Origin of the sequence: Diaminobutyricimonas sp. LJ205 (genome assembly GCF_009755725.1) — a bacterium.
In the GTDB taxonomy this organism is placed as follows: Bacteria; Actinomycetota; Actinomycetes; order Actinomycetales; family Microbacteriaceae; genus Ruicaihuangia.
The window spans coordinates 2,461,411-2,481,719 of record NZ_CP046619.1 but is presented as its reverse complement, the minus strand read 5'-3'; the positions used below and the strand labels follow the sequence as shown (position 1 = coordinate 2,481,719).

Here is a 20,309-nt window from a genome sequence, read left to right as displayed (position 1 = left end):
AAGTGTCACAGAGTTTCCGCACCCACCGACACCTGCCTTGCACTCTCAGTAGGCGAGTGCTAAAACTGAGGTTGGCACTCCTACCGTTCGAGTGCCAAATACTTGCGTTGGAAACGTCCGGGAGGGACGAGAAACACACATGGCAAAGATCATTGCTTTTAACGAAGAGGCCCGTCGCGGTCTTGAGCGCGGCCTGAACATCCTCGCCGACGCGGTGAAGGTGACGCTTGGCCCGCGTGGCCGTAACGTCGTGCTCGAGAAGAAGTGGGGCGCCCCCACCATCACGAACGACGGCGTGTCGATTGCCAAGGAGATCGAGCTCGACGACCCGTACGAGAAGATCGGTGCGGAGCTCGTCAAGGAGGTCGCCAAGAAGACGGATGACGTCGCCGGTGACGGTACGACCACCTCCGTCGTTCTCGCCCAGGCGCTCGTGCGTGAGGGCCTGCGCAACGTCGCAGCCGGTGCTGACCCGATCAGCCTCCGCCGCGGTATCGAGAAGGCCGTCGCGGCCGTCTCGGCCGAGCTGCTCTCCAGCGCCAAGGAGATCGAGACCAAGGAAGAGATCGCCGCCACCGCGTCGATCTCGGCCGCTGACCCCGCCATCGGTGAGCTCATCGCCGAGGCTCTGGACAAGGTCGGCAAGGAGGGCGTCGTCACCGTCGAGGAGTCGAACACCTTCGGCACCGAGCTCGAGCTGACCGAGGGCATGCGCTTCGACAAGGGTTACCTGTCGGCGTACTTCGTCACCGACCCGGAGCGTCAGGAAGCGGTCTTCGAGGACCCCTACATCCTGATCGTCAACTCCAAGATCTCGAACATCAAGGACCTGCTCCCGATCGTCGACAAGGTGATCCAGAGCGGCAAGCAGCTGCTCATCATCGCCGAGGACGTCGACGGCGAAGCGCTCGCGACCCTCGTCGTGAACAAGATCCGCGGCATCTTCAAGTCGGTTGCCGTCAAGGCCCCCGGCTTCGGCGACCGTCGCAAGGCTCAGCTGCAGGACATCGCCATCCTCACCGGTGGTCAGGTCATCAGCGAGGAGGTCGGTCTCAAGCTCGAGAACGCCACCCTCGACCTGCTCGGCCGTGCCCGCAAGGTCGTCATCACCAAGGACGAGACCACCATCGTTGAGGGTGCGGGTGACCACGACCTGATCCAGGGTCGCGTCAAGCAGATCCGTGCCGAGATCGAGAACACCGACAGCGACTACGACCGCGAGAAGCTGCAGGAGCGCCTGGCGAAGCTCGCCGGTGGTGTTGCAGTCATCAAGGCCGGTGCCGCGACTGAGGTCGAGCTCAAGGAGCGCAAGCACCGCATCGAGGACGCCGTCCGCAACGCGAAGGCTGCCGTCGAAGAGGGCATCGTCGCCGGTGGTGGCGTTGCACTGATCCAGGCTGGCAAGATCGCGTTCGAGACCGACGGACTCACCGGCCTGACCGGCGACGAGGCGACCGGTGCGAACATCGTTCGCGTCGCGATCGACGCGCCGCTGAAGCAGATCGCCATGAACGCTGGCATGGAGCCGGGTGTCGTCGCCGACAAGGTGCGTCACCTGCCCGTCGGACACGGCCTCAACGCCGCGACCGGTGAGTACGGCGACATGCTCGCTGCCGGCATCGCCGACCCGGTGAAGGTGACCCGTTCCGCGCTGCTCAACGCAGCGTCGATCGCCGGTCTGTTCCTCACCACCGAGGCCGTTGTCGCCGACAAGCCGGAGAAGAACGGCGGCATGCCCGCCGGCGACCCGACCGGTGGCATGGACTTCTAAGCAGTCCCACTACACGAAGGGCGTCTCCGCGAGGAGGCGCCCTTCGTCGTTAATGCAGGAACATCTGCGCATTCTGGTGCTCGATGTCGGAGTACGTCTGCGCGGCGTGCGCCAGCGCCCTGGTCAGCGCGCTGAGGTTCTCGACCACGCGCTGCTCGGTGCCGTACCACTCGGTGGCCGCCGACTGGAACGCGGTCGCCGCAGCCCCGGTCCAGGAGCCCTGGACCGCGCCGAGCTGGCCGTGCAGTGCCGCGACATCCGCCTCCAGCCGCGCGATCGAGGCCCTGGCCGCGCTTGATGTGGCGAGCACGGCCTCACTGTCTACCTGATATCTCATGCGGTCACGGTAGGCGGCGGTGGGGCCGGGCGGATGCCGCGGGGCTCAGTTGTGGGCGGTGGCAGTCCCGTGCGGAGAAGCCGTCCCGCTGGTCGAGCTTGCTGAGACCTTTCCGCCGTGCGGGGTTTCGAGACGCGTCACTCGCTGCGCTCGCGGCGCTCCGGGACCACCGGGGTGGGAGTAGCGCTACTCGGCGGCCGGAGCCGGAGCAGCGGCGGGAACTGGAACGGGCGCCAGCGGAAGGCTGACACGGAAGGTGGCTCCGCCGCCCGGGGTTTCGACGACGTCGACGCTGCCGTGATGGTTGGCGACGATCGCCGAGACGATCGCCAGTCCCAGTCCGCTGCCGCCCGTGTCGCGGGCACGCGAACTGTCCGCCCGCCAGAACCGCTGGAAGATCTTCTCCCGAATCTGCGGCGGGATGCCCTCACCGTGGTCGATCACCGAGATGATGCCCACGCCGTTGCGCCGGTCGACCTGCACGCCGATCTCAATCGGGCTGTCAGGCGCGGTGAACCGCATCGCGTTGCCCATCAAGTTGGTGATGACCTGGCGGATCTTGTTCTCCTCACCCAGCACGACCGCCGGCGTCTGCACCTCAATCGGCTGTTCCGCCTCGGTGATGACCGGGGTCTTCGCCGGCTTGCCAGCACGGTTGCGCAGCCGCGCCCAAGTCGCCTCGGCGCGGGCCAGGCGGCGCGCGGTCGGCGGCGCAGTCTGGGCGGATGCCGCGACATCCGCCTGCTCGTCGCTGACCTCGTCCGGCCGCGCCGGTATCGGATCTGCCACGACGACCGACACGGTGCGCTGCGGTGACGAGGCCATCGCGTCGAGGGCGGCGTCATGGGCGATCGGCATCAGGTCGATCGGGGCCAGTTGCAACGGTTTCGCCTCGTCGAGCCGGGCGAGCGCGAGCAGGTCCTCGACCAGTTCGCCCATGCGCAAGGCTTCCTTCTCGATGCGTCCCATGGCCTGGGCGACGTCCTCGGGCTTCTGCAGCGCGCCCATCCGGTACAGCTCGGCGTAGCCGCGCACCGAGACCAGCGGCGTGCGCAGTTCGTGGCTGGCGTCGCCGACGAATCGGCGCATCTGGTCGATCGTGCGGGCGCGGTCCTTGAAGGCGTTGTCGATCCTCGCGAGCATCGTGTTCAGCGATCGGTTCAGCCGGCCGACCTCGGTGTTCGGGGTGGTGGCTCCGGTCAGGCGCTGGGTGAAGTCGCCGTCGGCGAACTGGGCTGCGGTGGCCTCCACCTCACGCAGCGGCGCGAAGGTGCTGGTGACCAGCAGCCGGGTGATCGCGGCGCCGAGGATCACCACGTTGACGCCGAAGAAGAAGAAGATCGCGGTGAACTGGGCGATGATGCGGTTGGTCTCGGCCAGGTTCATGCCGACCACGAAGGTGTAGTAATCCGGGCTGTCGTCCGGGGAGAGCACCAGGGCCACCGCGCGCCACTGCCCGGTACGGTCCTCATCGCTCAGGGTGAAGGCGCGGCCCGCCTGCGCGTTGGCCAGTCCGAGATCGACGGGGGAGACATCCGGAACCGTCGCGTCGTCGGCGCGGTTATCGCAGAGCATGTTGCCGTCGGGGGTGACGATGGCGGTGTAGTACTCCTCGCGCAGCCCCGCAGTGGTGGAGCACTCCAAGCCGCTGTCGGTGACGGTGAAGATGGGCTGGAACTGTTCGAGGGATGCACTGAGCTTCTTGTCGACCTCGTCGACCAGGTAGGCACGGAGCACGCTGATCGTGCCGGTGCCCACCACAAGGAGCCCGAAGGTGACGAGGAGGACCGTCACCCCGGTGACTTTGGTGCGTAAGGAGATCGAGCTCCACCACCGGGAGAGACGCTCGTGCATCAGGACAGGTTAGGCCTTGCCGGCCTTGAGCATGTAACCGAATCCGCGCTTGGTTTGGATGATCGGCTCGCTCGAGTGCTGGTCCAGCTTGCGACGCAGGTAGGAGATGTAGCTCTCGACGATGCCGGCGTCGCCGTTGAAGTCGTACTCCCAGACGTGGTCGAGGATCTGCGCCTTGGACAGCACCCGGTTCGGGTTCAGCATCAGGTAGCGCAGCAGCTTGAACTCGGTGGGGCTGAGCTCGATCGGGGTGTCGCCGACACTGACCTCGTGGGTGTCCTGATCCATGGTGAGTTCGCCGGCGCGGATGATGGCGTCCTCGTCTTCCTGCATGGTGCGGCGCAGGATGGCCTTGATCCGGGCGACGATCTCGTCGAGGCTGAACGGCTTCGTGACGTAGTCGTCACCGCCCACGGTCAGGCCGGTGATCTTGTCTTCGGTGTCATCCTTCGCGGTGAGGAACAGGATCGGCGCGGTGTACCCGGAGGCACGCAGCCGTTTGGTCACGCCGAAGCCGTTGATGTCGGGCAGCATCACGTCGAGGATGATGAGGTCGGGTTCTTCTTCCAGGACTGCGGAGATGGCCTGAGCGCCGTTGCCCACCGCGCGCACGGCGAAGCCGGCGAAGCGGAGGCTCGTGGTCAGCAGGTCGCGGATGTTCGGTTCGTCATCGACGATCAGAATCTTGGGTCCATCGCTCATCGAGTCAGTATCTGCGAGTTGACTGAATCTTTCCTGAGTGCGCTTGGGGTGTTACTTCCGCGTCTGCTGGGCGCTGACTCTGGCGCAACAGCGCGCTTCCGGGCGGGGAGGGTCGACGGTGTGCTCGTCATCCGAGGCGCCATCCAGCGCGCCGGCGAGGAACGCGCCATTGATCCCGCAGACCGTCGCGGTGTGGTCGCGGGCGAGCCGGTGGAACGGGCAATTACCGAAGTCCCAGCCGCCTTCGTCGTCGGGGATCGGCTCGTATCCGGTGTTTTCGAGTACCGGTTCGATGGCGCCCGACTCGCGGCCCAGGGTTTCTCCGAGCCGCGTTGCCGCACGGTGCAGTGCATCGTCGATGGGCTGGCCGCTGTCGCGCGCCTCGTCGATGGCCGCGGCCATGATGGTGCCGGCCAAGCCGTAGGACGAACTGGGCACCGACACTGCGAGTTCCGTGCTCGCGCGGCGGTAGAGCTTTGATGGTCGCCCCGATGAGCCGAGCCTGCGGAACTCGACCTCGAGCAGGCCTACCGTGACGAGTCGCTCCAAATGGAACGCGGCCGTGCTTCGAGGCACGCCCAGGGCGGTGGCCACTTCTTCGCGCGGGATCGGATGCCCAGTGGCGGCGACGAGGTCGAACACCGCGCGGCGCACCGGGTCGTCGAGCGCCGCGACGGCGGTGATCCGCTGACTCAGGGTGCGGGGGTCCATGCGACAAGTCTACGCCTAAAAACAAGATTGGTTGACTTAAGTAGAGGGCAGTCGTAGAGTCGGCCTCATCCGCGACAGAGAGGTCCGGCGATGACCATCACCAGTTCCACCACCGCGCTTCGTGCGGTCGAACCGGCCCTGCCCGATGTTGATCGCGATCGGGCGATTGCAGCCGCGGCCGACTTGATCACCGCGCTCGGTCGCGACCTGGACACCGAGAACCTGCGTGAGACGCCGCGGCGGTTGGTCGATGCCCTGCTCGAGCTGACCTCGCCGGTCGAGTTCTCGGCGACGACTTTCCCGAACAGCGACGGTTACGACGAGTTGGTGCTGGTTCGAGACATCCCGTTCCAGTCCCTGTGCGAGCATCACCTGCTGCCGTTCCGTGGAACCGCCACCATCGGCTATCTGCCCGGTGATCGGTTGCTCGGGTTGTCGAAGGTCGCGCGCGTGCTGGAGTACTTCAGCCGCGACCTGCAGGTGCAGGAGCGGCTCACCCGGCAGGTCGCGGAGTGGTTCGAGCGCGAGGTGCAGCCGCGCGGCGTGGGCGTCGTGCTCGAGGCCGAACATCTGTGCATGACCCTGCGTGGCGTGCATGCGGCCGGCACCAGCACGGTCACGTCCGCCTTTTTCGGAACGCTTGCTCAGCCGGGAGCACACCGGCGCCAGTTCGGATTGGAGGTCGCGCCATGAGCGTCGCCAGCTTTGTGATCATCGGCGGGGGACTTGCCGGGGCGAGCGCCGCCGGCACCCTGCGCAAGGAGGGCTTCGACGGAGACATCCGCCTGCTCGCCGCGGAACCGCACCTGCCCTACATTCGGCCACCGCTGTCGAAGGAGTACTTCCTCGGCAAGGCCGAGCGCGACAGCGTGTTCGTGCATCCCGCCGCCTGGTATGCCGAGCACGACATCGACGTGGATGCCGCGACCAAGGTCACCGCGATCGATCCGCCCGCGCATCGGGTCTCGCTCGATGACGGGAGCAGCGTGCGCTACGACCGGCTGCTGCTCGCCACCGGAGCCTCCCCGCGCCGGGTCGAGGTGCCGGGATCTGGGGCCGTCGGCATCCACTACCTGCGCACGATCGAGGACAGCGAACGGCTGCGCTCGGAACTTGAGGTTGGCGGACGCGAGGTGGTGCTGGTCGGCGCCGGCTGGATCGGGCTCGAGGTCGCCGCCGCAGCGCGCGGCTACGGTAACCACGTCACCGCCATTGGCCGGGAGACGGTGCCGTTGCAAGGGCCGCTCGGCGACGAGCTCGGCGGCATGTTCCAGCGGCTGCATGAGCAGAACGGCGTGGAATTCCGGCTGCCCGCCGACCTCGTCGAGTTCAGTTCACAGGATGGGCGCGTGAGCAGCGTGCTCACGGATGCCGGCACGCTGCCCGCCGATCTCGTTGTCGTCGGCGTGGGTGCGATTCCGAACACGGCGCTCGCCGAAGCAGGCGGGCTCGCGGTGTCCAATGGCGTGCTCGTCGACGAGACATTGGCCAGCAGCGACCCGGACATTTTCGCCGCCGGCGACGTGGCGAACGCCTATCACCCGGTAATCGGGCAGCGGATGCGCAACGAACACTGGGCCAATGCGCGCGCCAGCGGCCGGGTGGCCGCCCGGTCGATGCTCGGCCAGCGCGTGGTGTTCGATGACATCCCGTACTTCTACACCGACCAGTACGACCTCGGCATGGAGTACTCGGGCTACCCGCCGCTCACCGGCGACGCCCGCCTCGTGTACCGCGGCGACGTCGACGCTCGCGAGTTCATCGCCTTCTGGCTCGCTGGCGATCGCGTCGTCGCGGGCATGAACGTCAATGTCTGGGATGTGAACGAGCAGGTGCAGAACCTGATTCGCTCGGGTCGGCAGGTGGATGCCGCGCGCCTGAGCGATCCGGCGGTGCCGCTTGAAGAAGTGTTGGCGGCGTGACCCTGCCGGCGGTGGGAGAGGCAGCGGGGCCGGTCGGGCTGCAGGGTTCCGCGCTGCTCTCGCCGGTGCCGGGCTCGCCCGTGCTGCGGTCACCGGTGCTGCGCTCGCCGGTTCGGACGATCGGCGCGCGTGAGTTCGACTTCGACCGGCAGATCGCTGTGATGGCGATCGTGAACCGCACGCCGGACTCCTTTTACGACCGCGGCCGCACGTTCGCTCTTGACCGGGCGGTCGAGGCGGCGTTGGCCGCGGTCGGTGACGGAGCCGACTGGGTGGACATCGGCGGGGTGAAGTTCGCTCCCGGGGCGCCGGTGCCCGTCGAAGTCGAGGCCGAGCGGGTGCTCCCGCTGGTGCGGGCGGTGCACGAGGCATCCGATGTCGTCATCTCGGTCGATACCTTCCATACCGCGGTCGCGCGGCAGGCGATCGTGGCCGGAGCCTCGGTGATCAACGACACCACCGGGCTGAGCGATCCCGAGCTGGCCCACGTGGTCGCCGACAGCGACGCGACACTCGTGATCGCGCACTCGCTCGCCCGGCCGAGGACGGCCTATCCGCGGCCGGAGTACGCGGATGTCGCCGCCGAAGTGTCGGGCTTCCTGCGCTCCCGAGTGGAACTCGCGGTGGCGCTCGGGGTGCCCGAGGAGCGGATCGTGGTGGATCCCGGTCACGACCTGAACAAGAACCACCCGGCACTCGCTCGAGCTGAGCCGGCGGCTCGGCGAGATCTGTGCGCTCGGGTTGCCGACCCTGGTCGCGCTCTCGAACAAGGACTTCATTGGCGAGACCCTCGGCCGACCGATCGGGGAGCGGCTGGCCGGGTCGCTCGCCGCGGCCGTCGCCTGCGTGCTGCAGGGCGCGCGGATCGTGCGTGTGCATGAGGTCGCACCGACCGTAGACGCGATGCGTATGGTGGAGGGCATCCTCGGCTGGCGCGAACCTGCCCTGCTGCGGCACAACATGGGGGACGGCAATGAGTGAGATCCGCAGGCTGCAAGGGGCGGCGGATGTCGCCAGCGATGACGACGTGCTCGGCTGGTATGCGGTTGCGGTTGCGGATCGGGCGACGCCGTGGGTGCGCGCGAACTTCGTCTCCAGTGCGGACGGCGCGGCGACCCACGATGGGCACTCAGAGGGGCTCGGAACCCCCGCCGACAAGCGCGTGTTCCAGCTGCTGCGGTGGCTGGCGGATGTGATCGTGGTCGGCGCCGGCACGGTGCGCGCCGAGGGATACGCGGGGTCACTGCTGCGCTCGCGGGGGCGTGACTGGCGGGTGTCGCAGGGGCTGAGCCCGCACCCGGTGGTGGCGATCGTCTCGGCAAAGCTGGATCTCGACCCTGGGCTCGGAGTGTTCACGGATGCTCCGGTGCGGCCTCTGGTGTTCACGGCGGAGTCGGCGCCGTTAGAGCATCGGGCCGAGCTCGCCTCGGTGGCCGAGGTGCTCGATGCCGGGGCATCCGCGGTCGATCCTCGACTGATGCGCGCGGAACTGGTCGCCCGGGGACTGCCGCAGGTGCACTCCGAGGGAGGCCCGCACCTGCTCGGCTCGCTGATCGAGGCCGGCGTGCTCGACGAGCTGTGCCTGACGCTGAGTCCGCGGCTGGAGGGTGGCACGGTGCGCCGGATCGTCGACGGGGGAGCGGTCGTGCCAACGCGGATGTCGCTGGCCCACGCGCTCGCCGCCGACGACGGCACCCTGCTGCTGCGCTACCTGCGGGATCGCTCCGCCGATTGAGGAGCGCCGCGAGCGCAGCGAGTGACGCGTCTCGAAAATCCCCTGGTTGAAGGGAGCCGCGAGCGAGTGACGCGACTGTTGAGAAACGAACCCTGGCCCCCCCCGGAATTTCGGAGGGCGGTAGTGCTTTTTTGCTGTGTCACTTCAGAGTGACATTGCAAAAACGGAGGGGTCGACGCCGTGCATCACCCGCTCCCACCCAAACTGGGTCAAGCGACGGTTGCGAGGGCGTGCGCGTCGAGGATCTCATACGAGTAGCCCTGCTCGGCGAGGAAGCGCTGCCGGTTCTGCGCGAACTCCTGGTCGACGGTGTCCCGGGCGACCAGCGTGTAGAAGTGGGCGGGCAGTCCGCTCTCCTTCGGACGCAACAGCCGACCAAGACGCTGCGCCTCTTCCTGGCGTGAACCGAACGAGCCGGACACCTGAATCGCGACCGTCGCCTCGGGCAGGTCGACCGAGAAGTTCGCCACCTTCGATACCACCAGCACGGTGATCTCGCCGTCGCGGAACTGTTGGTACAGCTCTTCCCGCTCGGTGATCGGCGTGCTGCCGGTCAGCTGCGGGGCATCCAGCGCCTCGGCGAGTTCATCGATCTGGTCGAGGTACTGGCCGATCACCAGGATCCGTTCGCCGTCGTGCTTGGCGACCAGTTGCTTGACGACCTCCAGCTTCGCCGGCGCGGTCGCGGCCAGCCGGTAGCGGGCGTCGTCGGCGGATGCCGCGTACTCGAGTCGTTCCTGCTGCGGCAGGTCGATGCGCACTTCGTAGCAGGATGCCGGGGAGATGAAGCCCTGCGCCTCGATCTGCTTCCAAGGGGCGTCGAACCGCTTGGGACCGATCAGGCTGAACACGTCGCCCTCACGGCCGTCCTCGCGGACGAGCGTCGCGGTGAGCCCGAGCCGCCGGCGGGCCTGGAGGTCGGCGGTGAGCTTGAACACCGGCGCGGGCAGCAGGTGCACCTCGTCGTAGACGATGAGTCCCCAGTCCAGCGCGTCAAGCAGGGCGAGGTGGGCGTAGTGACCCTTCCGGCGGGCGGTGAGGATCTGGTAGGTCGCGATCGTGACCGGCTTGATCTCCTTGGCCTGACCCGAGTACTCGCCGATCTCGTCCTCGGTGAGGCTCGTGCGCTTGAGCAGTTCGGAGCGCCACTGCCGCGCGGACACCGTGTTGGTGACCAGGATCAGCGTCGTGGTCTTGGCGGTCGCCATCGCGCCGGCACCGACCAGGGTCTTCCCCGCGCCACAGGGCAGCACCACCACGCCCGAGCCGTGCTCGAAGAAGTTGGTCACAGCCTTCTCCTGGTACGGGCGCAGCTGCCAACCGGACTCGTCCAGTGCGATCTCGTGCGGCGTGCCAGGGGTGTAGCCGGCGAGGTCCTCGGCCGGCCAGCCGAGTTTCAGCAGTTGCTGCTTGATCTCGCCGCGTGCCCAGGGCTGGATGACGTAGGTGTTCGGGCCGCGCTTCTCGAACAACAGCTCCGCGACCTTCTTCGCCCGGGTGATCTCACTGAGGACCGCGGCATCCGTCGCCGTCAGCGTGAGCACGCCGTCACCGTCACGTTCGATGACGAGCCGGCCGTAGCGTCCGACGGTCTCGGTGATGTCGACCGAGACGCTCTGCGGAATCGGGAACTTGCTGTACTTCTCGAGGGTCCCGAGCATGTCCGCGGCTTCGTGGCCGGCGGCGCGGGCATTCCAGAGGCCGAGTCGGGTGATCCGGTAGGTGTGGATGTGCTCCGGCGCGCGCTCGAGTTCGGCGAAGATCGCGAGGTCGTGGCGGGCGTCGTCGGCCAGCGGATGCGCCACCTCAAGCAGCACAGTACGGTCGCTCTGCACAATCAGGGGGCCGTCAGTCATAACAGGCCAGTCTAGCGCGGCCCGTTTTGGGTGCTCCTCGGCGGCCCCGGAGCGCAGCGCGCGCAGCGAGAGACGGGTCTCGAAACCGTGTGGAGGTGGTGAAGCGCGGATGTCACGCCCACGACAACCGGGATCCGCATGTCGGGCGGAGTTCAGCGGCTCGGGAGGACGATTTCGCCCGAATTCACCTTCTGAGGCACCGAAGTCCGCCCAAGCAGTTGCCGAAAAGTGGGAGCCGCCGGCGGGTGTCGAGCAAAGGCGGCGCGGACGAATCGACTCGCCAAATTCCGCCCATGGTTCTGTGAATGATGGGCCTTTTCTGGCGAGTCGGATCCGCAGGACCTGTTTGGGCAGATGTCGCATCCCCGCGACACCGGTTACCCGCATGTCGGGCGGAGTTCAGCGGCTCGGGAGGACGATTTTGCCGGAATTCACCTCCCGAGGCACCGAAGTCCGCCCGAGCGGAGGCGGGACGCCGGCGTCGGGTGGTTTCGAGACGCGGGCGACTTCGTCGCGCGCTCCTCAATCAGCGGGTAAGGCGAAGGAGCGCTACGAGGGGGAGACGGCGGTGATGTGGGACAGCGGGAGGGTGCGCTCCAGGTCGGCGAGGCGGTCTCGGCCACGCAGGCGTCCGCCGGCCAGGCCGGTCGGTTCCAGCAGGTAGTCCACGTCGCGTCCGTCGGGCATGCGCACGCTCACGGTTACGGTCAGCCGGCCCTTGATTGCCACATCCAGCTGTCGTGCCAGCCAGGCCTTCCCGGTCTCGGTCGGTTCTCCCAGGGTCGACGCGCGCAACGCCGCCACCAGATCTGCCGCCCCTCGCGGAGGCGTGGTCGCGGCAGGCGTCGCCCGCCGCGGTCGCAGGATGATCGGCGTGCCGTGCGCATCCTCGGCGACCACCGGGTAGTGCGCCTCACGCATCGCCCAGTAGACGACACCCTGGTCGAACCGGCTGAGCAGCCGATTCGGTCCGCCGCGCACCAGGCCAAGTGAGGCGAGCGACACGTCCACCGCGACCAGTCCGAGCAGGTGCTCGTCATCCGAGCGCACCGCGCTCAACCGGCCATACTCCGGCCAGCCGGGCTCGCCGCTGCCGTCGAGCGGCGCGACCCGCAGGCTGCCGAACCTGGCGGCGGTGTCTTTGATCAGGTAGTCGAGGGGCTGCGGGATGCCGGTCAGCGACAGCTGCTCGAGCATTGCGTGGATCGACTCCGCCGACTCACCGGCGGCAAGTCCGCGGCTGAGACTCGAGCCACTGATCCGGTAGGTCGCCGCGATGCCGCGCTGCTCAACATCCGCAATGCCACGCAGCCGGGCGTCGAGGTGCGGGGCGAGCGGCCCCGGCGAGACGACACTGAGGTCGTGTTGCACGTAGACGCGCTCCACCTCGGAGGGGAACAACGGTCCCATGACGCGGGACGCGGCATCCGCCCCATCGGTGATCAGCAGCGTGCCTGCCGAGCTAGGGGCCTCGCCGGCGACCACGCCGAGCAGTTCCGCGTCGCGGCGCGTGATGCGGGAGCGTTCCTGCATCCAGTCGCTGCCGGCCGGATACAGCCAGCTCACGTACTCCCCGAGGCTGGCGCCCCAGCGTGACCGGGGACGGTCGGCGAGCAGGCGCCGCACGTCCGGGCCGAGGTTCGACAGCCAGGCCTGAGCAAGCAGAGCCCAACGCTCCTTGGCGGGGGCGAGCAACCAGCGCTGCGCCGCCTCGGTGGGCAGCCAGCCCGGCCGGTCCAGTCCGACCAGTGCGGCGCGCTCGGCCACGTCGTGCAGGGCCATCACGTCGTCGACCGTCACCTGGGTCGCCTCGGCGAGCCGCTTCATCTCGGGCAGGCCGAGCCCGCCGCGGGCGAGCGGACGGGCAGGCAGCCGCTCCAGCTCGGCGAGCAGTTCAGCGATCTGGGTGATCGTCGCGAACGCGCGGTCGGCGGCGGCCCGGTCAGTGGCGTCGCGATCGACGTCGGCGACGGCATCGAGCGCAGCCGGTGGGGTCACCTTGATCAGGTCGTCGGTGGAGGGCAGCCCATCCTCGGGCCAGCCGTGCAACTGTTCGGTGACCGGCTCCCAGACGAGGTAGCGGCCGGCGTCTTCATCGAGCAGCTGCAGCTTCACCGCGGCGGCCAGCCGCTCGGTGAGGTCGTCGAGCGGCAGTCGGGCCGCGACATCCGGCAGCGTCGGCGCACCGAGCGTGCCGACCATGGCGATCGCGCCGAGCGTCGGCCGGTCCAGGCGCGCCAGCGCCCGTTGGATCGAGGTTCGGTCGAGCAGGGCATCGGCGAGATCGAAGAAGTCGCGGATGCCGGACTCCCGAACATCGCGCGAGACGATGAGCTCTTCCAGCTCGGCGTCGTCCAGAGCGCGCAGGCGAGCGGCGAGCGCGAGGGACGCCGACCTACCGGCGGGCATCCTTCGCCGCCCGGGTTCGGCGGCGCGCGTTCATGATCGTGATCACGATGATGAGGACAAAGGCGGCGGGCAGGCCGAACAGGGGAGTCATGGCCACGACAGCCAGGATGCCGCTGCCGAGGTCTGCGCCATTGAGCTGGGCGATGATGATCGCGACGAAGCACGCGAGCGAAAGCAGCACGATGGCAGCGACCATCCACGCCAGAACTCGTTCGATACGATTGGCGGTTACTGCGGAATCATCTGCCACAGTGTCAAGGATACGGGTACGGCGCCACCGGCTAGGCTGGGGGCAGCAGTCCAAGAGGAGTACACGCATGCCCACCGGCAAGGTCAAGTTCTACGACGAGGAGAAGGGCTTCGGCTTCATCAGCACTGATGACGGCCAGGAAGTCTTCCTGCACGCCTCCGCGCTTCCGGCCGGTACGAGCGTGAAAGCAGGCACCCGCCTCGAGTTCGGCATCGCCGACGGCAAGCGCGGTGCCCAGGCGCTTTCGGTGCGGGTTCTCGAAACGCCGCCGAGTCTGGCCCGGATGAACCGCAAGCCCGCCGACGACATGGCGGTCATCATCGAAGACCTCGTCAAGCTGCTCGACGGCATCGGCACCGGCCTCAAGCGCGGCCGCTACCCCGACAAGGAACACGGTCGCAAGATCGCCGCCATGCTGCGCAAGGTCGCGGACGAGCTGGATGCCTGAGCGCACCGAGATCGCCCGTCGGGCCCTGCTCGAGATCACGCCGTCGGCCACCGTCGGCTCGCTGCTCTCGGACGCGCCCACCGCTGACGGCGTCGCCACGCTTCGCTTCGAGGCGCGGATGTCTGGCTACCCCGGCTGGGAATGGAACGTCAGCCTCGCTGAGGTTGAAGGCGAAGAGCCCACCGTGCTCGAGGCCGAGCTCGTGCCCGGCGACGGCGCCCTGCTCGCGCCGGACTGGGTGCCCTGGTCTGACCGCATGGAAGAGTGGCGGGCCGCGCAGGCGGCTGCCGCCGAAACTGAAGCTGGCGCGGCGTCTGATGACGAGGCGGCGCTCGACGACGAGTCCGATGAGGACGACGAGTCGGATGAAGACGACGATGAGTCGGACGATGACGACGACGAGTCCGATGAGGACGATGACGACGACTTCGACGATGAGGACGACGACGACCTCGGCGACGACGTGTATGACGGCGTCGACATCGACTCGATCGACACGGACGCTGACACGGACAGCGAATCGGACCCGGCCGCCGAAGCGACCGAGTCCGACGACAACCGCTAAGAGTTCTCTACGACGAACTCGATCGAGCGGACGAGCTGACGCACGTCATCCGGCTCAATCGCGGTGAAGGTCGCGACGCGCAGCTGGTTGCGTCCCAGCTTGCGGTACGGCTCGGTGTCGACGATGCCGTTGGCGCGCAAGGTCTTCGCGATCGCGGCGGCGTCGATGTCATCGTTGAAGTCGATCGTGACGACCACCTGCGAGCGGTGCTCCGGGTTCACCACGAACGGCGTCGCGTAGTCGACCGACTCGGCCCACTGGTACAGCACCGACGATGACTCGGCGGTGCGCGCGCTCGCCCAGGCGAGGCCACCGTTGCCGTTCATCCAATCGACCTGGTTCTCCATCAGCAGCAGCGTCGACAGCGCCGGCGTGTTCAGCGTCTGGTTCAGTCGTGAGTTGTCGACCGCGTTCTGCAGGCTGAGGAACTCGGGGATGTACCGTCCGCTCGCCGCGATCCGCTCCACGCGCTCAAGGGCGGCGGGAGAGAACAGCGCGAACCAGAGGCCGCCGTCCGAAGCGAAGTTCTTCTGCGGGGCGAAGTAGTAGACGTCCGTCTCGGCTGCGTCGAAGTCGATGCCGCCGGCCGCGCTGGTCGCGTCGATCACGGTGAGCGCTCCGGCATCCCCGTCCACCCGCTTGATCGGGGCCATCACGCCGGTCGAGGTCTCGTTGTGCGGCCAGGCGTAGACGTCGATGCCGGCGAGCACCTCGACCTCGCTGCGCGAGCCGCCGTCGGCGTTCAGCACGTGCGGCTTCTCGAGCCACGGTGCGGCGGCGGCCTTGGCGAACTTGGCGCCGAACTCGCCGAACGTGAGGTTCTCGGAGCGCTTCTCGATCAGGCCGAACGCTGCGGCATCCCAGAATGCGGTGGAGCCGCCGTTGCCGATGATCACCTCGTAGCCGTCGGGCAGCCGGAACAGCTCGCTGAGGCCGCCCCGGACGCGCCCGACCAGGTCCTTGACCGGTGCTTGGCGGTGCGAGGTGCCGAGGATGGATGCGCCGGCCTGAGCCAGCCAGGACACCTGCTCGGGGCGGACCTTGGAGGGTCCGCATCCGAATCGTCCGTCGGTGGGGCGCAGGTCAGCGGGGATCTCGAGAGTCGACATGGACAGATTCTATTTCCCGCAGCCGCGCCCACTGTCCGCCCGCCCGGCCCGCTCAGCGGCGACCGATAGTCTTGATGAAGACCTTTTACGCCACCGGGAGGCCTTGGATGACCGATCTCGTCGACACGACAGAGATGTACCTGCGCACGATTCTCGACCTGGAGGAAGAGAACATCGTGCCCCTTCGCGCGCGCATTTCTGAGCGGATCGGGCATTCCGGGCCCACCGTGTCGCAGACCATCGGCCGCATGGAGCGCGATGGGCTCGTGGTCGTCGAGGGCGACCGTCACCTGGCGCTCACCGTCGAGGGACGCCGCCGGGCCACCCACGTCATCCGCAAGCACCGGCTCGCCGAGCGTCTGCTCGCCGACGTGATCGGCCTGGACTGGGCGTACGTTCACGACGAGGCCTGCCGCTGGGAGCACGTGATGAGCGAGCAGGTGGAGCGCCGGCTGCTCGAGATGCTGGACCACCCGACCGAGTCGCCGTACGGAAACCCGATTCCGGGACTCGATGAACTGGGGGATGCTCCGGCTGAGCGGTTCATGGACGGCGTCATCAACCTGGTGAAGTTCACGAACGGGCAGACCGAGCCGATCAACTCGGTCATTCGCCGCCTGGCCGAGCCGGTTCAGTTCGAGCCGGAACTGCTGCAGCAACTGGCATCCGCCGGCGTTCGACCCGGCGCAAACGCGTCGATTTCCACCGCCGGGTCGTACATCGCGGTGCAGGTCGATGGGTATGGCGAGGGGCTGGAATTGCCCGTCGAGGTCGCGCAGCACATCTACGTTGAACGCGAGATTGTTGCCAATTTGTGACAAAAGTCATCCATAAGGATGACAAGAGGGCTGACGTCCCGTACAGTGGCAAAGTCCTCTAGGCCAGTGAAGCCGGTCAGGGGCCGCGATCCAAGACGTTTCGTACACCCGTCTCTTGGCTCGTGTCGTAGATATGCATACGAGAAGGACGGGGCAGCGACCTAGAGCTGTCGAGGCGCAGGAGGTCACACTCTTGACATTAGGAACCAACCCCGAATCTTCGGATTCGCCGCCCAAGACTCAACCCGAGACCTCGCAGCACAGCTCCCGCCGACAGGCGCGGGAAGCCAAGCGGGGGATTCGTGTGCCAGCGATCTTCCGCCCGGCCAAGGCCCAGGCGAGCTCGCGTACCCCTGTCCGTGGCAAGAAGCCTGCGATGGTCAATCTCGCCGTGATGACCCTGGTCGTCCCCGGCCTGTTCGCCACCGTCGCGCTGCCGGCCTACGCCTTCCTTCCCGGGTCGAACACCCAGTCGGAAAACGGTGAAGCCGGATCGGCGCTGAGCGCGATCAACGCCGCCCAGTCGCAGCAGATCGTCGTCGACGAGACCGTTGCCGCTCCGGACGCCGCTCGCGACGCGATGACCGCGACCACGACCGAGCAACTGCGCGCCGCGCAGGAGGCCCAGCGTCAGCAGGAGATCTCAGCGCAGCGTGCCGCACTGCGCACGCAGACTGCGTCCTACTCCGGGCCGTCGGCGCGTGAGTTCCTGGCCAACCCGGCCTACCCGAACTTCAGCCTCGACCAGGTCGCGGCCGTCGCCCAGCAGTACATCGGTGTTCCGTACCGCTACGGCGGGGCCGACCCGTCGGGCTTTGACTGCTCCGGCTTCGTCATGTTCGTCTACGCCCAGTTCGGCATCTCGCTGCCGCACGGCGTGCGTGGACAGGGCGCCGCCGGCACCGTCATCTCCCGTGAAGACGCCCGCCCCGGCGATGTCGTGATCTTTAATGACGGCTCGCACAACGGCTTCTGGATGGGCAACGGCAACATCCTCGACGCCCCGCGTCCTGGCAAGGCTGTGCAGACCCGTCCGCTCTGGACCGACGCGTACTACATCGTCCGCTACGGCATCTAACCAGTAGACGATTCGAAAGCCGGGAGCCGCATATGGGCTCCCGGCTTTCGTCGTTTCTGCGGTGAGTTGCCCGGGCGTTACTGCCCGGCGCGGAAGCCGCGCAACCGCAGGCTGTTCGTCACCACGAACACCGACGAGAGCGCCATGGCGAGGCCGGCCAGCAGCGGGTTCAGCAGCCCAAGCATCGCCACCGGGATCGCGGCCACGTTGTAGGCGAACGCCCAGAACAGGTTGCCCTTGATCGTGCCGAGTGTGCGCCGCGACAGCCGGATGGCATCGGCGACGACCAGGAGATCGCCGGAAACCACGGTCAGGTCACTGGCCGCGATCGCCGCGTCGGTACCGCCACCCATGGCGATGCCCAGGTCGGATGCCGCCAGCGCAGCCGCGTCATTCACCCCGTCGCCCACCATTGCCACCACCCGGCCCTGCTGCTGCAGTTCCCGGATCGTCTCGAGTTTGCCCGCGGGAGTCACCCCGGCGCGGACGTCGTCGACGCCGACCTGCGCCGCGATCGCCGCAGCGGCACCCGGGTTGTCGCCGGTGAGCAGCACAGGCGTGAGGCCCAACGCGCGGAAGCGTGTAATCGCCGCGGCACTCGTCGGTTTGACCGCGTCGGCGACGACCAGGATGCCGCGGATCTCGCCGTCCCAGGCGACCGTGACCACCGTGCCGGCGTCGGCCTCGGCCCGTTCAGCCGCCGCGGCGAGGGCCGGCGGCATCCGCAGTGCCCAATCCTCGAGAAGCCAGTCGGCCTTGCCGACCCCGACCGCGTGCCCGTCGACCGTGGCCGTGACCCCGAGCCCCTGGTGCGACGCAAAGTGGGTCGCCGCCAGGGTTGTGCTCGCGGCCGCGGCAATGGCGCGGGCGATCGGATGCTCCGACCCGTGTTCGGCCGCGGCAGCCAGGTCGATCAGCTGCTGCCGGTCGACGCCGTCGGCGGGGATGGCGTCGGTCAGCGACATCCGCCCGCTGGTAACGGTCCCGGTCTTGTCGAGCACGATGGTGTCGACCCGCCGGGTGGACTCGAGCACCTGCGGCCCGCGGATGATGATGCCGAGCTGCGAGCCGCGCCCGGTGCCGACCAGCAGCGCGGTGGGTGTGGCGAGGCCGAGCGCGCACGGGCAGGCGATGATCAGGGTCGCGACCGCGGCGGTGAAGGCCTGCTCGATGCTGCCGCCGAACAACAGCCAACCGGCGAGGGTGGCCAGCGCCAGGCCGATCACCACCGGAACGAAGATGCCCGAGACCCGGTCGGCGAGCCGCTGCACCTCGGCCTTGCCGGACTGCGCCTGCTCGACCAGCCGGCCGAGCCGGGCGAGCTCGGTGTCGGCGCCGACCTTGGTGACCTGCACGGTGAGCAGTCCGCCGGCGTTCACGGTGCCGCCGACCACGCGGTCGCCCTCGCTGACTTCGACCGGCACGGACTCTCCGGTAAGCATGCTGTTGTCGACCGCGGAGTTGCCCGCGGTGACCAGTCCGTCGGTGGCGATCTTCTCGCCTGGCCGCACCCGGAACAGGTCGCCGACCGCGAGCGTGCTCACCGGCACGCGGGTCTCGACGCCGTCGCGGACGAGGGTGGCATCCTTGGCGCCGAGTTCGAGCAGTGCCCGCAGCGCTGCACCCGACTCCCGCTTGGTGCGCGCCTCGATGTAGCGGCCGCCGAGGATGAACACCGTCACCGCCGCCGCAACCTCCAGGTAGAGCTCGCTGGCACCCTCGCCGGGCGCGCTGAACAAGCTGAAGGTCATGGTCATGCCGGGCATGCCGGCTTCGCCGAAGAACAGTGCGTACAGCGACCAGGCGAACGCGGCGAGCACGCCCACGCTGATCAGGGTGTCCATGGTCGCGGCACCGTGCCTGGCGTTCACCAACGCGGCCCGGTGGAACGGCCAGGCTCCCCACACCGCGACCGGCGCGGCCAGGGTGAGCGTGAGCCACTGCCAGTTGGTGAATTGCAGCGCCGGGATCATCGACAGCAGCACGACCGGCACGGTCAGCGCGGCCGAGATGACCAGCCGGGTACGCAGCGAGGTGAGCGGGTCGGATGCCTCGGCCGGCGCGCCGGACCGTTCATCCGTCTGCGGCGGAGCCGGCAGTTCGGCGGTGTACCCGGTCGCCTCGACGACGGCGATCAGCTCGTCGGCAGTCGGCCGCGTGGCGCCGTCCGTCACGGTCACGGTCACGGTCGCCTTCTCGGTGGCGTAGTTGACGGATGCCTCGATGCCAGGCAGCTTGTTGAGCTTGCGCTCAATGCGGTTGGCGCAGGCCGCGCAGGTCATGCCGCCGATCTCGAGTTCGAGCAGGTCACCGGCCATCTCAGGCGTCCGCGAGCGAGTAACCGGCCTCGTCGATCGCTGCGCGAACCGCGTCCGGGCTGAGGGAGGCGTTGCTGGCCACCGTGACCGTCGAGACGCCGCCGGCGTTCAGCTGAACCTGCACGGACTCGACGCCGTCGATGGCGGAGAGCTCCTCGGTGACGCTGGAGACGCAGTGCCCGCAGGTCATGCCGGTGATCTGGAGCTCGGTCGTGGTCGGCTGGACAGGGTTCTGCTGGGTGGCGTCCTGCTGGGCGGAGTCCTGCTGGGTTGCGGTCACCACGGTCGGCTGGGCGCTGGCCGCGGCATCCGTCTCCTTCGCCTTCGCGCTCTGCTCGTGGCCACCACAGCCGCATGCGCAACCGGCGGTGGCGTTCTTGTCGGTCAGTCCGAGGTCGTTCAGCATGGTTCTCCTTGAGTGTCGGT

18 protein-coding genes and 1 pseudogene are annotated in these 20,309 nt (G+C 68.1%); 9 read left to right on the top strand and 10 right to left on the bottom strand.

What is annotated here, in order from left to right; all coding sequences use genetic code 11:
• Window positions 1–139: 139 nt before the first annotated feature.
• Window positions 140–1,771: a chaperonin GroEL gene (gene groL, locus GO591_RS12050; protein ID WP_157157040.1), complete on the top strand. Its 1,632-nt coding sequence runs from the start codon at window positions 140–142 to the stop codon at window positions 1,769–1,771.
• Between the two features lie 49 nt (window positions 1,772–1,820).
• Here groL and GO591_RS12045 read toward each other — a convergent pair whose 3' ends face one another.
• The 4 genes from GO591_RS12045 to GO591_RS12030 form a co-directional block, all read right to left on the bottom strand.
• The gene (locus tag GO591_RS12045) at window positions 1,821–2,108 is read right to left on the bottom strand and encodes a WXG100 family type VII secretion target (protein WP_157157039.1); all 288 of its coding nucleotides are present in this window, start codon (window positions 2,106–2,108) and stop codon (window positions 1,821–1,823) included.
• A 186-nt stretch (window positions 2,109–2,294) separates the two neighbouring features.
• On the bottom strand, window positions 2,295–3,962 hold the full coding sequence (locus tag GO591_RS12040) for a sensor histidine kinase (protein ID WP_157157038.1): 1,668 nt from the start codon (window positions 3,960–3,962) through the stop codon (window positions 2,295–2,297).
• Window positions 3,963–3,971: 9 nt separating this feature from the next.
• The gene (locus GO591_RS12035) at window positions 3,972–4,664 is read right to left on the bottom strand and encodes a response regulator transcription factor (RefSeq protein ID WP_157157037.1); all 693 of its coding nucleotides are present in this window, start codon (window positions 4,662–4,664) and stop codon (window positions 3,972–3,974) included.
• 51 nt (window positions 4,665–4,715) lie between these two features.
• Window positions 4,716–5,375, bottom strand: coding sequence for a helix-turn-helix transcriptional regulator (locus GO591_RS12030; RefSeq protein WP_157157036.1), 660 nt, complete (start codon window positions 5,373–5,375; stop codon window positions 4,716–4,718).
• A gap of 90 nt (window positions 5,376–5,465) precedes the next feature.
• Here GO591_RS12030 and folE point away from each other — a divergent pair, with 90 nt between their 5' ends.
• From folE to GO591_RS12010, 4 genes and pseudogenes are all read left to right on the top strand, one after another.
• Complete coding sequence (gene folE, locus GO591_RS12025; RefSeq protein WP_157157035.1) at window positions 5,466–6,068, top strand: GTP cyclohydrolase I; 603 nt, start codon at window positions 5,466–5,468, stop codon at window positions 6,066–6,068.
• Window positions 6,065–7,297 (top strand): NAD(P)/FAD-dependent oxidoreductase, encoded by a 1,233-nt coding sequence (locus tag GO591_RS12020; protein ID WP_157157034.1) that lies wholly within the window; start codon window positions 6,065–6,067, stop codon window positions 7,295–7,297. Before folE ends, GO591_RS12020 begins: the two co-directional genes overlap by 4 nt.
• Before the next feature lie 83 nt (window positions 7,298–7,380).
• A pseudogene (folP, locus tag GO591_RS12015) lies at window positions 7,381–8,278 on the top strand (dihydropteroate synthase).
• The gene (locus GO591_RS12010) at window positions 8,271–9,032 is read left to right on the top strand and encodes a pyrimidine reductase family protein (RefSeq protein WP_157157033.1); all 762 of its coding nucleotides are present in this window, start codon (window positions 8,271–8,273) and stop codon (window positions 9,030–9,032) included. Before folP ends, GO591_RS12010 begins: the two are co-directional and overlap by 8 nt.
• A 209-nt stretch (window positions 9,033–9,241) precedes the next feature.
• Here the strand turns inward: GO591_RS12010 and GO591_RS12005 are convergent, their stop codons facing one another.
• The 3 genes from GO591_RS12005 to GO591_RS11995 all read right to left on the bottom strand — a co-directional run bounded on the left by GO591_RS12005 (window position 9,242) and on the right by GO591_RS11995 (window position 13,547).
• Window positions 9,242–10,888: a DNA repair helicase XPB gene (locus tag GO591_RS12005; protein ID WP_157157032.1), complete on the bottom strand. Its 1,647-nt coding sequence runs from the start codon at window positions 10,886–10,888 to the stop codon at window positions 9,242–9,244.
• 549 nt (window positions 10,889–11,437) lie between these two features.
• Window positions 11,438–13,297: a helicase-associated domain-containing protein gene (locus tag GO591_RS12000; RefSeq protein ID WP_157157031.1), complete on the bottom strand. Its 1,860-nt coding sequence runs from the start codon at window positions 13,295–13,297 to the stop codon at window positions 11,438–11,440.
• A complete protein-coding gene (locus GO591_RS11995; protein ID WP_157157030.1) occupies window positions 13,284–13,547 on the bottom strand; it encodes a multidrug ABC transporter ATPase in 264 nt (87 codons plus the stop codon). Before GO591_RS11995 ends, GO591_RS12000 begins: the two co-directional genes overlap by 14 nt.
• Window positions 13,548–13,614: 67 nt before the next feature.
• Here GO591_RS11995 and GO591_RS11990 point away from each other — a divergent pair, with 67 nt between their 5' ends.
• Together GO591_RS11990 and GO591_RS11985 are read left to right on the top strand one after the other, a co-directional pair.
• Window positions 13,615–13,995, top strand: coding sequence for a cold-shock protein (locus GO591_RS11990; protein WP_157157029.1), 381 nt, complete (start codon window positions 13,615–13,617; stop codon window positions 13,993–13,995).
• On the top strand, window positions 13,988–14,560 hold the full coding sequence (locus tag GO591_RS11985) for a DUF3027 domain-containing protein (protein ID WP_157157028.1): 573 nt from the start codon (window positions 13,988–13,990) through the stop codon (window positions 14,558–14,560). Before GO591_RS11990 ends, GO591_RS11985 begins: the two co-directional genes overlap by 8 nt.
• Here the strand turns inward: GO591_RS11985 and serC are convergent.
• The gene (serC, locus tag GO591_RS11980; RefSeq protein WP_157157027.1) at window positions 14,557–15,669 is read right to left on the bottom strand and encodes a phosphoserine transaminase; all 1,113 of its coding nucleotides are present in this window, start codon (window positions 15,667–15,669) and stop codon (window positions 14,557–14,559) included. The genes GO591_RS11985 and serC overlap by 4 nt on opposite strands.
• Window positions 15,670–15,776: 107 nt before the next feature.
• Between serC and GO591_RS11975 the strand changes: the two genes are divergently transcribed.
• Window positions 15,777–16,487, top strand: a complete 711-nt coding sequence (locus GO591_RS11975; RefSeq protein WP_157157026.1) for an iron-dependent transcriptional repressor DtxR — start codon at window positions 15,777–15,779, stop codon at window positions 16,485–16,487.
• A 376-nt stretch (window positions 16,488–16,863) separates the two neighbouring features.
• A complete protein-coding gene (locus tag GO591_RS11970) occupies window positions 16,864–17,565 on the top strand; it encodes a C40 family peptidase (RefSeq protein ID WP_157157025.1) in 702 nt (233 codons plus the stop codon).
• A gap of 77 nt (window positions 17,566–17,642) precedes the next feature.
• On the opposite strand, the gene GO591_RS11965 is transcribed toward GO591_RS11970, so the two are convergent.
• Entirely contained in the window at window positions 17,643–19,883 is a 2,241-nt protein-coding gene (locus GO591_RS11965; RefSeq protein ID WP_157157024.1) for a heavy metal translocating P-type ATPase, read from the bottom strand.
• A gap of 1 nt (window position 19,884) precedes the next feature.
• Entirely contained in the window at window positions 19,885–20,289 is a 405-nt protein-coding gene (locus GO591_RS11960) for a heavy-metal-associated domain-containing protein (RefSeq protein ID WP_157157023.1), read from the bottom strand.
• Between the last annotated feature and the right edge of the window lie 20 nt (window positions 20,290–20,309).

Bases quoted from the DNA above. Each gene is read 5' to 3' on its own strand.
- GO591_RS12020 (WP_157157034.1), top strand. From the start codon at position 6,065: ATGAGCGTCGCCAGCTTTGTGATCATCGGCGGGGGACTTGCCGGGGCG.
- GO591_RS12045 (WP_157157039.1), bottom strand. From the start codon at position 2,108: ATGAGATATCAGGTAGACAGTGAGGCCGTGCTCGCCACATCAAGCGCG.
- groL (WP_157157040.1), top strand. From the start codon at position 140: ATGGCAAAGATCATTGCTTTTAACGAAGAGGCCCGTCGCGGTCTTGAG.
- GO591_RS11975 (WP_157157026.1), top strand. From the start codon at position 15,777: ATGACCGATCTCGTCGACACGACAGAGATGTACCTGCGCACGATTCTC.
- GO591_RS12000 (WP_157157031.1), bottom strand. From the start codon at position 13,297: ATGCCCGCCGGTAGGTCGGCGTCCCTCGCGCTCGCCGCTCGCCTGCGC.
- GO591_RS12005 (WP_157157032.1), bottom strand. From the start codon at position 10,888: ATGACTGACGGCCCCCTGATTGTGCAGAGCGACCGTACTGTGCTGCTT.
- GO591_RS11970 (WP_157157025.1), top strand. From the start codon at position 16,864: ATGGTCAATCTCGCCGTGATGACCCTGGTCGTCCCCGGCCTGTTCGCC.
- GO591_RS12010 (WP_157157033.1), top strand. From the start codon at position 8,271: ATGAGTGAGATCCGCAGGCTGCAAGGGGCGGCGGATGTCGCCAGCGAT.
- GO591_RS11965 (WP_157157024.1), bottom strand. From the start codon at position 19,883: ATGGCCGGTGACCTGCTCGAACTCGAGATCGGCGGCATGACCTGCGCG.
- GO591_RS12040 (WP_157157038.1), bottom strand. From the start codon at position 3,962: ATGCACGAGCGTCTCTCCCGGTGGTGGAGCTCGATCTCCTTACGCACC.
- GO591_RS12035 (WP_157157037.1), bottom strand. From the start codon at position 4,664: ATGAGCGATGGACCCAAGATTCTGATCGTCGATGACGAACCGAACATC.
- GO591_RS12030 (WP_157157036.1), bottom strand. From the start codon at position 5,375: ATGGACCCCCGCACCCTGAGTCAGCGGATCACCGCCGTCGCGGCGCTC.
- serC (WP_157157027.1), bottom strand. From the start codon at position 15,669: ATGTCGACTCTCGAGATCCCCGCTGACCTGCGCCCCACCGACGGACGA.
- GO591_RS11985 (WP_157157028.1), top strand. From the start codon at position 13,988: ATGCCTGAGCGCACCGAGATCGCCCGTCGGGCCCTGCTCGAGATCACG.
- GO591_RS11990 (WP_157157029.1), top strand. From the start codon at position 13,615: ATGCCCACCGGCAAGGTCAAGTTCTACGACGAGGAGAAGGGCTTCGGC.
- GO591_RS11960 (WP_157157023.1), bottom strand. From the start codon at position 20,289: ATGCTGAACGACCTCGGACTGACCGACAAGAACGCCACCGCCGGTTGC.
- folE (WP_157157035.1), top strand. From the start codon at position 5,466: ATGACCATCACCAGTTCCACCACCGCGCTTCGTGCGGTCGAACCGGCC.